The sequence below is a fragment of the Paenibacillus sp. J31R30 genome, assembly GCF_059692115.1.
On record NZ_JCAUAV010000001.1, the window covers coordinates 120,298 to 134,947 of the forward strand.

The window sequence follows — 14,650 nt, forward strand, 5'->3', positions numbered from 1 at the left end:
TTCATGCTGTTCATTCGTCCGTGCTGTCCTTTATAATGAGTATTGAATGGTAAGCATATCCATTGATTCATAATGAAGGATGGTGATTTCATGCGTGCACTCACTTGGGCTCGACATATGTTCAGTCAGAAATTAATCGTCGTGCTCCTTGTTATTTCTATTATTCCAGTGCTTGGTTTCGGAACGACCATGTATGTGACCGGCAGCCGAATCGTAGAATCAGAAGTGAGCCGTTCATCCCAAATGGCGATAACACAAGTTCGTGATCAGATGGATCGGCTTGTAGACCAAGTTGAAAAATTCAGCTCTCAGTTTTCTCAACAATCGAATGTGATGGACTTTATGAAAGTCAGCAGTTCACCATCGCTAGGATCAATGACGCAAACAAATACCCTGATTAACGATATTTCAAATTTTACTAGCTCGGTTCCGGCACTGCATTCCGTTTATTTATACCATGCCACGCAACAGATTATTCTTGGAGGATCCTATCGGATTACGAATGTAACAGATGGTCAACTTACGGATAAAAGTTGGATCCCTGCACTTACTGAAGCCGTGGAGCAACGAAAGTTAAGCTTTTGGATTACCCCTCGCTCGATAACAGAAACACCTGGTTCTTCGAAAGAGGTTGTCACATACGTAAGATTGTTACCGTTTTTTTATACAGAAATGAAGGCTGCGCTCATCGTTAATATTGATACGGGATCCTTAGTGAATAGTGTGAGTTCTTATCCTTTTGGCGCTAAGGGGAAGTTGCTCATCTTCTCTTCTGACGGTACGTTGATATCCCAAGGCGGACCGCTTGCTAATATGACAGATGCTGAATCCCAAATGATCTTTGACGCAACGAAAAAACTTGACCCTAAATCTCCGTGGCTTAAACTACATGGCGATGAGATGTATGCCCAATATGAGGTGTCTGAGCTGAATGGTTGGACCTATGCAATGCTCATTCCTGCGGAAGCAACGATGCATAATGTGGAGCTTTTAAAGCGGCTTGTCATGTTGTCGACATTCGTATTATGCTTTGCTGCTCTACTTGTCTCTTTCTTTAGCTATAATGTGTTCCAGCGCGGGATCAGGCGTATCAGTAATTTGTTGTTCGGTGAGGGGCGAGGTACAAAGACGATTTCGTCCAATTTGCCGCAAGCGTTCTCATATGAACACCGTGTGGATGAGATCGAATATCGTATTGCCGGACTTTTAGATGAGGTGGATGTTGTAAAGGCCGAGTGGCAAGAGCAATTGCCGCTACTGAGAGAGCAGTTTTTATTGTCCGTTCTTTTCGGCGATTTACATAGCAGGCCTCCCGAGAACCCTAAAGTCCGTCCACTCTTTGAAGCACCATTCTTCGCCGTGCTTGTAATTGAAATGGATGAACCCACAGATGGAGCAAGGTTCACAGGTGAGGATGCTCGGTTGTTTTTATTTTCAGTAGCCAACATTTCGAACGAACTAATGAAGAATCAAATTATTGGAGAGACGGTACTTACGGCGCGACATGCTGTCATTTTATTAAATCTGCAGGAAGCCTCGCTAGATAAGGAGCCAATGGAATTAGCCCAAGCGATCCGGTACGCTGTTGAGACCTATCTCAAGCAGTCAGTAACGATCTCCATAGGCCGGACCGTGGATAGTTTGCATAATGTCGCGTTGTCTTACAATGATGCACTCAAGACGATTCAAGCGAATTGGGTCAAACATGGCAACGAGGTTATTTCGTATCGAGACGCAGCCTACCCATTGAACGAAACGTTTAGCTACCCATCCATTTTTGAGAAATCGCTTCTTGAGCAGTTGCGAGATGGGAATGATGAGGGAACTTGCTTAGCGTTAGATCGTTTTGCTGCCCATTTGGAGCAAGAGGGCATAGCGTTCCAATTGATGAAAACCTACTATGTGCAGCTTCTCGTGTCCATCATCAGGGTGCTTCAGGAATATGACGATAATCTCACGCACGTTTTTGGCAATCATAATCCCTATGCAGATCTAGTAGGATTGGACAGCACCAAAACCATACAAGACTGGTTCAAGAACAGCGTCATTATTCCGATCATTGCCTTTATTCGCACATTGCGTAAAAACCGTACGAAAGGAATGATCGAGCAAACTAAGGAATTTATTGCGGATCGGTATGCCCAAGATCTGAGCCTGCAGTTTGTTGCTGATTATTTCAGAGTGAGTCCTTCCTATCTTAGTCAAGTGTTCAAGAAGGAAGTAGGAGATACGTTCATCAATTATGTGATCCGCTATAGGATCGAGCGTGTGAAGGTGTTACTGCTTGAGTCTGAGCTCAGCATTGCTAAGATTTCAGAAGAAGTGGGATACAGCAATGCCCAACAGTTGATTCGCGTTTTCAAGAAGCTGGAGAGCATGACACCAGGTGAATATCGCGATTCTCAACAAAAATACGCGCTTAAGGAAGGATAGATGATGAGTAGTTATTATGATATCGAAGGGCAGAAAATTAGGGCTAAAGAAATCAATCAACTGCTGGTGAATTATCATCTAACGGATTTTGATCAGATGGGCACCTATCACGGACCTAGTTGTGTGGGCGGTATGCGGGAACGACTATGGTTTGCTCGATCATTCCTTGCTTCGGAATCTTTGGAAGCAAGGAAGATGGCTAACCTCATCATCGAATCCACACCGTTTAGGCCTTGCCACTTTGCTCCTATGACAGCGATTCAAATTTTGAGCGAATACAACGAACATCTAACGGATCAGGTACATGCTAAACTCTATAGCTATCTTGAACATATCATACACAACAGTGCTGGCGCTGATATGGATTTTGTTGGGGTCAACGATAATTTTCCATGTATGAGCACATTTATTGCTCTGATTGGCGGTAGGATGCTCAACCTTCCTGAGATAGAGGCAATCGGAGCCAAAAGATTATATCAACTGAAGAGTCTTCTGTCGAGACGCGGCTTTGCAACAGAGTTCAACAGTCCAACCTATACAGGAGTGCAATTACGTGCCTTGGCGGAAATATCCAATTATTTGGAAGATTGTGAGCTGAAAAGTATTGCTTTGGCCTGCGAGGAGCGTATCTGGGTTGATCAACTTAGTCATCTCCATGTGCCGACTTCTCAGGTGGCAGGTCCCTATTCCCGTGCCTATACGGTTGATTCTGTTGGGCATACGCATCATTCTCGCTTTGCGCTATATGCGCTGCTTGGTGATCAACTGCCAATTAACCTGCACAATACATTGTTTGTTTCAAAAGGTGGCGAGTTCGGCGAGGTGATCCATCATAGTGCGGCGTTCATGCACGTAAGCGCTGCAGATGTATTGAATACGACCTACCATTGTCCGACGGAGCTTGTTCATCATGCCCTAAATAAAACGTATCCTTATCAGGTAATCGGTACAACCGAGTTTAGTTCCTCCACAGATGCCGCTACAAGTGGAGTACCAGAGGGAAATCTGCTCCTGAAGGCAGATATCAGGGAATATCCTGCTGGGACTGGGCTGATATCGACCTATATGGAAGAAGATTATGCCCTAGGTAGCTCTACGCACGAATTTCATAGCGGCGTACAAACGGATTCCTTCCACCTGATGTATCGCAGAGTTCCGCAGGCAACTTCACAAAAGGATACGCGTGCTGTCTATGCCAGGTACCTGCTGAATGAGCATATGCCTGGTCAAACGAATACGTATCAGCGCATGGCAGCCACTTCGGCAGATAGCTTGTTATGGGACGAAGGACGTAAATTGGCGATCCAGGAGAAGGGAACGGCGATGGTTCTCTATAAACCAAAGCAAATGGGCCGTCTTCAAGTCAGCAGCATGAAATTATCCATTATTTTTCCATGTCAGTATGGTGACCCCGAAGAAGTCTGGATCGGTGAACGCAAACTTACGGACCTTGTCGGAGAAAGTGTGGAACCAATTTCCGTCTATGTGAAGGATGGACCTGTGTACATGGCCTTCCATCCACTCCTTTTAACGAATCATGGACGCCAATTTGCTTTGAAGGTAGAGAAGGCTAACGATTATTTGTTGTTTTCATATTACAATTATGAAGGCGAGAGCAGGGATTTCGATCCTGAGGAATTCGTCCTTACGGGTAATGGCTTTGTAACGGAAATAGCCAGTGAATCAGAGGCAGGAAGCTTTGACAAGTTCCGTATGGAAGCAAGCCAAGCCCAGATTCTAGATGAGGCTTCGGCCCATGTGCATTCTCGGCAGACTACGCTCCGTCGAACTTCTTTTCAGGGAAGAGGCGTAACACTTGCCTGCGAATACAGTCCCGCAAGTGAAGGAATTAAATATGTGGAGCTCAACGGTACCATTCCTGAAAATCGGAGGCTCTCTATTACCGGGCTTGATGTGAGTGAACTTCCTTTTATGGACTAATTAAATGTATAGATCAACTATCATAACTGACAAGGTGGGATCCGACGTTATGTCAAGAACCAGAGCTACGATTATGGAACGTGTGATAGAGGGTACACTAAGAATGCCGCTTCGAGAATGGAACTGGAGTGAGGGCGTTGCGCTGTATGGCTTAGTGACAATGTGGAAAAAAGAGCGTCAAGATCGGATTATGCCCTTTATCCATCAATGGATTGATCAACAATTGGCCGCAGGTCATGTATATGAGACCGTAAACGCCACTGCGCCGTGTTTTGCGCTATTGGAATTGTACGAATTAGAAGGTGATGAACGTTATAAAAAGATCATTCTATCTCGCGTTGATTTCCTATTGAACCGAGCATTGAGATTGTCCAATGGCGCTTATGAGCACACCTTGGAGGAAACCAAATTTGGCGGACAAATGTGGGTAGATACCTTGTTTATGGCAGGGCTATTCTTGATTAAGTCGGGTCTCATGTTCGGTCTGCCTGAGGCTGTCGCGGAAGGGATTCGACAATACCGAATTCATATCGAGATGCTGCAAGCTGAGAACGGCCTTTTTTTCCATGGGTGGGACGAGAAGCGTGATCGTGTTATTGGCTGCCAATGGGCCAGAGGCAATGCTTGGGCTTCTATCGTTTCGGTAGAACTATTGGAAATGTTGCCTGAGGATCATGAAGCCAGGCGCGACATCCGAGACGCATTGAATCGCCAGTTAGCAGGCCTACAAGCCAATCAAGATGTATCTGGTCTTTGGAGTACAGTTATCACGGATTCAGGCACCTATCTGGAAACGTCTGCGGCAGCGGGAATTTCTTATGCCATAAGCAAAGGTATTCGTCTGGGAGCCGTAGACATGAAATATGCCCGCACGGGGGAATTAGCCATGCGGGGAGCATTGGCGTTCGTTGATGGGAATGGGGTTTTCAAGGGAGTTTCCGCCGGCACTGCTGTGCAGAATCATGCTGGCGAATACAATGTGATTGCGCAAGATCGGATGGAAGGTTACGGTCAAGGTATCTTGCTATTAATGTTGTCTGAGGAATTTACGCCAATGCATGCATTAGAGTAAATAGGGTGAAAAAAATAGAGAAATATGTTTAGTAAAGAAGTAGGGTAACCTGCTTCTTTTTTCATTACTTAACCTCATATTTCCCTACATCTTCCTTTGCTGCCAAGTGGCTGCTCTTAGTCCAACTACAAGGTATTACGAAAATCCTTTAACCCTGCCTCGTGTACACAACCTCAGGACACATGCTAGGGCAAACTAAACAAACAGCGGTTAACTCATTTGAGTTAACCGCTGTTTGTTTAGTTTAATCGATAAATCAATATAGAGTAGGAATCGGAGGACACGCTACGCTATCGATAAACCTTGAATCAATCCCATCAAACATCCAGAAAGATCCCGTCCATCTAAAACCAGATGTTCCAAAGGACTCAACACGAATTGGATAAAACCAGAAACTATCACCATTCTTTAGCCATACATAGGTGTACTGATTCATACAGTCAATCATATAAGAACCGTAAACTTTTGCAGGGGTATAGGCAGGCGGAGGAGGCAGTTGTTGCAAACTCATTGTTTCGTCCACTCCTTTAAATGTAGGTGTCTATCATCTTTACACATTGTATGTAGGTGAATGACCATTTGTCTGTGTAGATGCCTACGATCAAAGATGTTTCATATCCAGTGGCGAGTTATTCCTGCGTAGACTGGGCCTGGTTGTTGCGGAAATCCAACGGCGATACCCCGACGATCTTTTTTTGAGGATCCGCATCAATTTGAAAGCTTAATTGATCCCTATAGCGTTTCTCCAATGGAATCCGCACCCCTTTCTTAGATATTCAGGACAATGGCAATTATACGTTCGGTTATCTCATCTGATCAAAGTGTCGATGGCTTAACGAAAGTACTAGCCGAGGGTCCGTATGGCAGATGCGTCTATCATTGTTTGAGTTAGAAAAATATGAAGAATGTATGGATTATGAACTGATCTAGTGTCTACTTCCTTCGAAGATGGGGCACTGCTTGCCGTTAATCTCGGATTAAAGAACCATCCCATATTTTTTTTCCTCAAAAGTACAAATCTGCGTTCCTGCCGGAATATGATGGGAATATGTACATTTTTTGAGGAGGAAAAATCATGTATTCAGCAGAAATCAGCCGTTCAGATCCGTCTTGTTTTCTGTTTATTATTGACCAGTCCGGATCGATGTCCGACCCGTTCGGGGCTAGCTCAAAAGCCGGAAGTGTTTCCGATGCAATAAATCGTTTATTACAAAATCTTATAATAAAGTGTGCAAAGTCTGAAGGTATACGCGACTACTATCATGTTGGTGTGATAGGCTATGGCGCCAGCGTTGGGCCGGCATTCGGCGGTTTATTAGCCGGAAAGGAATTAGTGCCGATTAGTGAAATAGCAGATAATCCGTCAAGAATGGAAAAACGTCTGAAGAAAGTTCCGGATGGGGCAGGCGGGCTTGTAGATCAGCTTGTTAAGTTTCCTGTTTGGTTTGATCCTGTCGCGAAAGGCGGTACTCCAATGTGCCAGGCGTTGAATACAGCCCATCTCATCTTGAGTCAATGGATCAGTGAATACGCTCATTGTTTTCCGCCGGTGGTCATTCATATTACGGACGGAGAATCCACCGACGGTGATCCGACTGCTGCGATGGAACAAATAAGGCTACTTGCTACGGACGATGGAAATGTATTGCTGTTCAACTTGCATATATCGGGCAGTCCGAGTGCGGTTGAGCTGCGTTTTCCGGAAACCTCGGATGGACTGCCTGATCAATATTCCAGGATGCTCTACGAAGGCTCAAGCATGCTGACACCATTTATGATCAAGGTAGCCAATCAAGAACATGAATTGAATCTTTCGGATGGAGCAAGGGGATTTGTATTAAATGCCGATCTAACCCTTGTGATCCAGGCACTTGACATTGGAACGCGTCCCGCCAATCTTAGGTAGGGGGGGGCTATGGTGCAAATAGAAAACACATGTTTTTCATTGCCAAAGGCGGGAAACCGCAAAGATGAATATGAAGATGCCGTTGGCAGCAGCATTTTTGTCAGTAATGATACTGCGTATTATAAATTCGCCATAGCCGATGGGGCTAGTGAATCTTCGTTTGCCGACATATGGGCTGATTTGCTCGCAAGCGGTTATTGCAATGGCAATTTTGAAAGTAAACATATCGATAAATCCATTTCGAAATTGTCAAAGGCTTGGAAGAGAAAACTAAATGCCAAAAACCTTCCCTGGTACGCTGAAGAGAAGCTAAAAAGCGGGGCGTTCTCTACATTAGCTGGAATCACTTTTTGTTTGACGGATGCCTCATCCGCGGGGTTTGTTGCAGTAGCGATCGGTGACAGCTGTATATTTCAAGTTCGGGGTGATAAAATTATCGCCTTTTTTCCTTTGAGCTCCGTCGATGATTTTCATAATAGGCCGGTTCTTATTTCGAGTAACACAGCCAATAACTTTCACCTTAAAATGTTCGTTAAAAAATGGACCGGTACTGCCCAAACGGGAGACACCTTTTTGTTAATGACCGATGCCCTGGCATGTTGGATATTAACTCGTTACGAGGAAGACCCAAGCGTAATAAAGAAAATACAAGGGTTAGCCGGTGAACATGACTTCATAAGTTTAGTTCAGTCTGAAAGGAAGTTAATTTGCCACGATGGCGGATTTTATCTAAGAAATGATGATGTTACATTAATTCGGGTAAATATATTGTAAAGGGATGTGAGGTGATGTTATGGCCCACTCCACAGGATTATAGGGAAGCGATACAAAATCCGCAAATTTGTTTCAATGACCCGGAGCTTCAATCCGGACTCCCGGAGTTGGATAAGTTTGGACTGCCTCGTCCTATTTCGGGAAGTTTCGCTAGTGTTTACAAAATAAAGTGCGGAAAGACGGAATGGGCGGTCAGGTGCTTTACCAATAACGTGAAGGATCAAAAGGTCCGCTACGATGCCATCAGCTTGCATTTAAGCTCCGTTAATCTCCTTTATATCGTCCCTTTTGAGTACCTCTCTGAAGGCATAAAAATAAACGGAAATTGGTTTCCAGTCGTTAAAATGCAGTGGGTTGAGGGGGAATCGTTGCTTCATTATATCCAAAGAAATTTGCATAACGTTGAAATATTGAAAGGACTAGCAAATAAATGGCTAAAAATGATCACTGAGCTGCACATGGCAAATATTGCGCATGGCGACCTGCAGCATGGCAACATATTGATTCACAATGATGAAATTATTCTGATCGATTATGATGGTATGTATGTACCAGGCATAAACGGTATGAAAAGCAACGAGCTCGGTCATAGAAATTATCAACACCCCGGAAGAACCGAAGGACATTTTGGGCCGTATATCGATAACTTTTCAGCGTGGGTCATTTTGATTTCAATAGCAGCCGTTTCTGTGGATGCTTCATTATGGAATTCGCTTGGTGCGGGAGAGGGTGAAGAACATCTCCTCTTTCGACAGAAAGACTTTGTCTCGCCAGACGCATCTCGCGCTTTTGAATTTCTGGAACTTGTTGATGATGAAACGTTACGTGTATTGGTAAACTCCTTTCGTGATGTTACGGCAATAGAAATGCCGAAGGTGCCTCGGCCCCCTGATCCCGAATCACTGGTTGATGCCGTGCATCCTTTAGTAGCCTCTATTTCAGCCGCCTCTGCAACGAAATTAATTACTCATCTAGCAGTCTTCTCTGATTGGCTCGCTAGGAAGATGCGGTCAGCCGCTGTCCAATCACAACCAGAACCATTCTATCCTGTTGGTTCGTCCTGGGTACTGGATTATCTCACAACGGAAGTAATACCTTGCAAGCCTCTGTCAAAAGAGAGATTTGTGTTGGAAAGAACCATTTCATTATTGGTATTAACTACCGCAGCATCTGCTGCAACTGTTATGTATGGAAACGCTCCGTTTATAGCTTTAGTATCCTGCACGGCTTTGGGATTAAGTGTGGAGATGGCCTTTTTAAGCTGGTGTTATGTGAAACTTCCCACGGTTACAGTAAAGAGGACTACGTCTGAAAAAATAAAGGAACTTGAAGATGATGTTTCCGTTCTGACAAGCGAATTGAACGAAGCCAACAATATAAAGCATAAGTTCCAACAAATGGAGGAAGACAAGATAAACGATATATTACGAAGGCAAGAGGAAGTGTCGGAACGAGAAAAGAATGAAACGGAAAAATTGCAGAAGGAACTCCGGAGTCATATAAACGAAATCGTGGGTGAAAGGCAAACCATAGATCAGGAGGAAAAAACCGAGCTTGCCGGCGCATTGGCCTCTTTCCAAAAAACCTGGCTGGAAGATCAATTAATGAAGCATAGGATTAGCCAAGAAAAAATATCGGATATAGACGATGAAATCAAACGGCGTTTAAGATCGAGTGGAATTCGTACGCCGGCTGATTTTTTGGACATTAATATCTTTCAGTCCTATGGCCGCAAAACAATTGAAAAGGTGTATTTCATATTAAAAAACGGGGGCTCGGTTCATGTAGGAATGAGTCCATCCCAAGCGAAAGTGCTGGTAGAGTGGAAAAAAAAGATAGAACGCAAGTATAGGACTAAAATCCCCCAATCCGTTCCTCGCAGTTATATCACAGCCATAAAATCAAAATTTAAGGACAGGAAATCAATATTGAATAACTTAGAACAAATTTATCAAAACAAGTCGCAGGACATGATATCTAACATAAGGCAAACCTATAGTCCGGAGTATGATTTCTTAAAGAGGGAAGAACATACCGCCAGAATCAATCAAAATAACGAACTCAACCAACTCGATAAGGAGATAGCTGAAATAAATAAGCATCTTGCAGGAAAACAATGGGAGCTTCACTATCTGAGCAAGCAAATGGATTCTTTAAAGGACGTTAATTTCTGGAGATTCTTAAGGAGAGTATTCCTTTTCAATTGAGAAATATGGGTGACAAGAACCTTATCTCATTAATGGCCGCGAGAATCGCGGCTTTTTTGTTTTATGGTATAACCCCAACGGATGATAAGAAAAGAGGTTAGTTAGGTTAAAATATAGCTGAAATGTGGGCTTACAGTTACACGGGCTGATTTGCGCAACATTGTTGTCGTCGAAGAAAATTCAGATTTCCACTTGATCCTTACGTAACGTAATGATTTATAGTGAACGTAAGAGCAGGACGAAACAAGGGCCTACTGCCAAAAAAACGAACAACTAAATTCGAAATCGGAGGAGAATCAAACATGAGAAAACTCGTATTGTTCATGCATGTGTCGCTGGATGGGTATGCGTCGGATTCGAACGGAGGACTAGATTGGATTCCGTACAACGAGGAATTAGAGAAATACGCCGAGGAGGTCGTAGCCGAAGTCGGATCTCCCGTATACGGACGCACGACGTATCGGATGATGGAGAGCTACTGGCCCACGGTGTTGGACAATCCGAATGCGTCGAGGCATGGTATGGAACATGCCAAATGGCTGCAGGATGTTAAGAAGATCGTCATTTCCGGCTCTATGGAAAATGTCGAATGGAACAATACGATGCTGATCAAGGATAATATCGCAGAGGAAATCAAGGCGCTCAAGGAGCAGCCTGGCAAAAATCTCGTTATCTTCGGCAGTCCGGGGGCGGCGAAGACGTTGCTTGAGCTCGGCCTGATCGACGAATTCCTGCTGACGATTTGTCCAGTCATCTTGGGCGGCGGAAAATCGGCATTCCACGGCGACGGTGAGAAAATCAGGCTCAAGCTGCTGTCCAGCCGAATGCTCAAGTCGGGCATTATCGCGGCCCGCTATGAGTTGGAGAAATAGCCGTGCCGTACAAGGTGTTCCACTAACGGAAAACGATAGTTGAGGAGCCTGTTGCGCTCCTACTTTGGTTGCTTAAGTATTGAGCGCTGTCCAGCGACAGAACAGGATTTGAGGAAGGCAATATACAGACTATATGATGATCCCGCGCTACTACTGGTAGCGTTTTTTATTTGAGGAGTACGCCAGGGTTTTACTCTTTCTTTGATTCTCCGCATCTTACTTTATGTCAAAGGAATTTTATTGGGTGTTACTATTCTATTACCATTAAGTCCAAACAAATATGATAGGAATACGTATGATGAATTAAGGGAGGTGCTGGGATTTTGAGTAAACTTGCTCAGTTGATAGATGTAATAATAGATGTAGATATTACTAATATCAAAAAAATTGAAATCGAGTATTTTAATGGTGTCGAATTTAAGTTGAAATTCGAAGAAGATGTTGACTCAAGTGAAAGAGAATCCGAACTTGAGGATTTTGTAGAAGTCATTGATTGGATTCAGGTCGAGGAAATTGAAATTGAACTTTACAATGGAGGAAAAATTGAAATCGAATTTCCTGAAGATCCGATAGGTCCGACGGGTGCGACAGGAGCTACAGGAGCTACAGGAGCTATGGGTGCGACAGGTGAAACAGGAGCAACTGGCGTTACGGGCGCAACTGGAGCGACAGGAGTAACTGGGGTGACAGGAGCGACAGGCGCAACAGGAGAAACAGGTGAAACAGGTGCAACTGGCGCAACAGGAGCAACAGGAGCAACTGGCGTGACGGGCGCAACTGGCGCAACTGGCGCAACAGGACCGGCAAGTCCTACTATTCCTACTTCTATTAATCGAATTTATGTGACAAACCAATTTGCCGACACTGTCTCCGTTATTAACGGGTTTACAAATAGCATCATTACGAACATCCCAGTTGGATTACAGCCTGTCGGCGTCGCTGTGAATCCTAACACGAACCGTATTTACGTAACAAACGCAACCAGCAACAATGTCTCCGTTATTAACGGAATAACAAATACGGTTATTGCTTCAATTCCAGTAGGACAACTTCCATTAGGTGTCGCTGTGAATCCCAATACGAACCGTATTTACGTAGCAAACAGAAACAGCTTCAATGTCTCCGTTATTGATGGAGCTACGAATGCGGTTGTAACTACGATTCCAGTAGCAGGAAATCCATTTGGTGTCGATGTCAATCCGATCACGAACCGTATTAACGTAGCGAACCAAGGCAGCAACACTGTCTCCGTTATAGACGGGGCTACGAATACAGTTATTGTTTCTCCACTTGTGGGAGTAAATCCAAGAGATGTTGGTGTCAATCTTTTAACAAACGCGATTTACGTAGCGAACTTTAACAGCAACAATGTCTCCGTTATTAACGGAATAACAAATACGGTTGTAGTTACGATTCCAGTAGGCTTAAATCCAGAAGGTGTCTCTGCCAATCCTAATACGAACCGTATTTTCGTAACAAACAGCAACAGCAACACTGTCTCCGTTATAGACGGGGCTACGAATGCGGTTATGGCTTCTCCTGGCGTGGGATCACAGCCATTCGGTGTCGCTGTCAATCCTTTAACAAACGCGATTTACGTAGCGAACTTTAGCAGTAACAATGTTTCCGTTATTAACGGAATTACCAATACGGTTGTAGATACGATTCCAGTAGGATCAAATCCAAGAAGTGTCGCTGTGAACCCTTAATATTCAAAGAAACGTAAACCTCGTATGAACTGTTGCATCCCGTTGGACTGCTAATCGAAGATTATATGGAGAACTGTCATTAACAATATGATGATGCCTTGGGAACTGCTATATGCTGAGGCATTTCGAATATGGAGCCCCCATGTACAACGCTTAGTTATAGTTATAACTAAAGTCACCTATATTTATCTTTCGTAATAATGATAAAATTTGGTGTAGCATAGTATTTTCCAGCTGGATCCGTCATTGGACATGAAAGAAGGAATAGGCGACTAGAGCTAAAGCTTCAACTAACTATAGCGGAGGTGGCACATGGCAAAAAGTCCAGTTACAATCCAAATTGATGATGTATCGTTTCAATTACAAGAGGAACATGACTTTGAGTGGCTAAAGAAATTGGGGACAGTATTTCGAGTTTTTGACCAACAGGATTCTGGAAACGTCAGCTTTGGTGTTGAAAAAAACGGCGAGAAACTTTTTATCAAATACGCAGGGGCAAAAATGATCAATAACTTCTACGGCAATACCCAAGTTCCGATTGAAAACCTAAGGGCTGCCGTAAAAGTGTATCAGGAATTAAGACATCCCTACCTGATTGAATTGATGGATCATATTGAAGTCAGCTTCGGATACGCAACCATTTTCAAATGGTTTGATGGTGAAACGCTTAACCCGCATTATTCTTTTCCATCTCCCGCCAAATACTTGGATCCTAATTCCCCATTCTATAGATTTAAACATCTACCCGTCGAACAAAGGCTGGTTGCATTAGATCGTATTTTTTCGTTCCATGAGTTTGTAGAAAGTAAAGGCTTTGTTGCCATCGATTTTTTTGATGGAAGTCTAATATACGATTCTGTAAGAAACGAAATTAAAATATGCGATATTGATCTATACCAAAAGAAACCTTTCTACAACAAAGTGGGAAATTTGTTTCAATCACGAACTTCTGGAACCTCACGTTTTATGAGCCCTGAAGAATTTATTTTGGGTGCTGAGATTGATGAACGCTCCAACGTGTATACGATGGGTTTGATGGCGTTTGCTCTATTAGGTGGTAAGATTGACCGTTCATTTGCGAAATGGGAGGCTGGAAGGGGGTTTTATGAGGTTGCTCTAAAGGCAGTGAATGAAGATAGGGGATTTAGGTATTCCAGTGTATCTGAATTTAAGGCAGCATGGGACTCAGCAGTTGATTGAGGGGCTTGCTTCGCGGCAGCAGCTCCCTTTGTCATTAAGTTATTGGAGGTTATTAACTTGAAAAATGAAAGAGGCTGCTCCGCTTTGATATGCTCCACTCATAGCAGCAGGTTATTATTATTTCACCTGTCTACTATTTGGGGAGCATATCACTTAGGAACAGTCTCAAATAAATTATTTTTTAAATATCTTCAAAATATCTAGTGCTTTGTTATATAGAAATCTTTCCCATCTTGCTAATAAACTATTTCCATTATCCCCGTTCGCGATTTGAGTAGCGTGACGTTTATGAAACTCTGCTACTCGTTGATTATGTTTATTATGAAATGTGTTGAAACGTTGGTGGCGAAGGTTTGTTTTTGCGTTCATCGTTTATCCCTTCTTTCCATTTTTTATAATTATATCATGCTTGATAATTTATCCACAACAAGATCATCGTTACGCTAACGAGTAACTATAACTCAACAAAAACGAGGCTGTCGGTATGGAAGTCAATATCAAGAACTAAGTACTCCCAACGCGGGTGCTTTTTTTAT

Annotated in this window: 11 protein-coding genes; 9 read left to right on the top strand and 2 right to left on the bottom strand. The window is 43.5% G+C overall.

The window, feature by feature from the left end; all coding sequences use genetic code 11:
* Nucleotides 1-90 precede the first annotated feature (90 nt).
* The 3 genes from AC58QO_RS00400 to AC58QO_RS00410 are packed head-to-tail and all read left to right on the top strand — an operon-like array spanning nucleotide 91 to nucleotide 5,446.
* Nucleotides 91-2,433 carry a helix-turn-helix domain-containing protein gene (locus tag AC58QO_RS00400; RefSeq protein ID WP_497263002.1) on the top strand — a complete coding sequence of 781 codons (2,343 nt, stop codon included), beginning with the start codon at nucleotides 91-93 and terminating at the stop codon, nucleotides 2,431-2,433.
* Complete coding sequence (locus AC58QO_RS00405; protein WP_497263004.1) at nucleotides 2,434-4,374, top strand: DUF8769 domain-containing protein; 1,941 nt, start codon at nucleotides 2,434-2,436, stop codon at nucleotides 4,372-4,374.
* A gap of 49 nt (nucleotides 4,375-4,423) precedes the next feature.
* Entirely contained in the window at nucleotides 4,424-5,446 is a 1,023-nt protein-coding gene (locus tag AC58QO_RS00410) for a glycoside hydrolase family 88/105 protein (RefSeq protein ID WP_497263006.1), read from the top strand.
* 256 nt (nucleotides 5,447-5,702) lie between these two features.
* Here the strand turns inward: AC58QO_RS00410 and AC58QO_RS00415 are convergent, their stop codons facing one another.
* On the bottom strand, nucleotides 5,703-5,957 hold the full coding sequence (locus AC58QO_RS00415) for a transporter (protein ID WP_497263008.1): 255 nt from the start codon (nucleotides 5,955-5,957) through the stop codon (nucleotides 5,703-5,705).
* Between the two features lie 564 nt (nucleotides 5,958-6,521).
* Between AC58QO_RS00415 and AC58QO_RS00420 the strand changes: the two genes are divergently transcribed.
* From AC58QO_RS00420 to AC58QO_RS00445, 6 genes are all read left to right on the top strand, one after another.
* Nucleotides 6,522-7,352, top strand: a complete 831-nt coding sequence (locus AC58QO_RS00420; protein ID WP_497263010.1) for a vWA domain-containing protein — start codon at nucleotides 6,522-6,524, stop codon at nucleotides 7,350-7,352.
* A gap of 9 nt (nucleotides 7,353-7,361) precedes the next feature.
* Entirely contained in the window at nucleotides 7,362-8,126 is a 765-nt protein-coding gene (locus AC58QO_RS00425; RefSeq protein WP_497263012.1) for a protein phosphatase 2C domain-containing protein, read from the top strand.
* Between the two features lie 14 nt (nucleotides 8,127-8,140).
* Nucleotides 8,141-10,333 carry a hypothetical protein gene (locus tag AC58QO_RS00430; RefSeq protein WP_497263014.1) on the top strand — a complete coding sequence of 731 codons (2,193 nt, stop codon included), beginning with the start codon at nucleotides 8,141-8,143 and terminating at the stop codon, nucleotides 10,331-10,333.
* 302 nt (nucleotides 10,334-10,635) lie between these two features.
* Entirely contained in the window at nucleotides 10,636-11,205 is a 570-nt protein-coding gene (locus tag AC58QO_RS00435) for a dihydrofolate reductase family protein (protein ID WP_497263016.1), read from the top strand.
* A 323-nt stretch (nucleotides 11,206-11,528) separates the two neighbouring features.
* Nucleotides 11,529-12,914 carry a beta-propeller fold lactonase family protein gene (locus AC58QO_RS00440; protein WP_497263018.1) on the top strand — a complete coding sequence of 462 codons (1,386 nt, stop codon included), beginning with the start codon at nucleotides 11,529-11,531 and terminating at the stop codon, nucleotides 12,912-12,914.
* 312 nt (nucleotides 12,915-13,226) lie between these two features.
* A complete protein-coding gene (locus AC58QO_RS00445) occupies nucleotides 13,227-14,114 on the top strand; it encodes a serine/threonine-protein kinase (protein ID WP_497263020.1) in 888 nt (295 codons plus the stop codon).
* Nucleotides 14,115-14,288: 174 nt separating this feature from the next.
* Here the strand turns inward: AC58QO_RS00445 and AC58QO_RS00450 are convergent, their stop codons facing one another.
* Nucleotides 14,289-14,483 (bottom strand): hypothetical protein, encoded by a 195-nt coding sequence (locus AC58QO_RS00450; RefSeq protein ID WP_497263022.1) that lies wholly within the window; start codon nucleotides 14,481-14,483, stop codon nucleotides 14,289-14,291.
* Nucleotides 14,484-14,650 lie beyond the last annotated feature (167 nt).

Bases quoted from the DNA above. Each gene is read 5' to 3' on its own strand.
- AC58QO_RS00450 (WP_497263022.1), bottom strand. From the start codon at position 14,483: ATGAACGCAAAAACAAACCTTCGCCACCAACGTTTCAACACATTTCAT.
- AC58QO_RS00420 (WP_497263010.1), top strand. From the start codon at position 6,522: ATGTATTCAGCAGAAATCAGCCGTTCAGATCCGTCTTGTTTTCTGTTT.
- AC58QO_RS00435 (WP_497263016.1), top strand. From the start codon at position 10,636: ATGAGAAAACTCGTATTGTTCATGCATGTGTCGCTGGATGGGTATGCG.
- AC58QO_RS00425 (WP_497263012.1), top strand. From the start codon at position 7,362: ATGGTGCAAATAGAAAACACATGTTTTTCATTGCCAAAGGCGGGAAAC.
- AC58QO_RS00405 (WP_497263004.1), top strand. From the start codon at position 2,434: ATGATGAGTAGTTATTATGATATCGAAGGGCAGAAAATTAGGGCTAAA.
- AC58QO_RS00410 (WP_497263006.1), top strand. From the start codon at position 4,424: ATGTCAAGAACCAGAGCTACGATTATGGAACGTGTGATAGAGGGTACA.
- AC58QO_RS00430 (WP_497263014.1), top strand. From the start codon at position 8,141: ATGTTATGGCCCACTCCACAGGATTATAGGGAAGCGATACAAAATCCG.
- AC58QO_RS00400 (WP_497263002.1), top strand. From the start codon at position 91: ATGCGTGCACTCACTTGGGCTCGACATATGTTCAGTCAGAAATTAATC.
- AC58QO_RS00445 (WP_497263020.1), top strand. From the start codon at position 13,227: ATGGCAAAAAGTCCAGTTACAATCCAAATTGATGATGTATCGTTTCAA.
- AC58QO_RS00415 (WP_497263008.1), bottom strand. From the start codon at position 5,957: ATGAGTTTGCAACAACTGCCTCCTCCGCCTGCCTATACCCCTGCAAAA.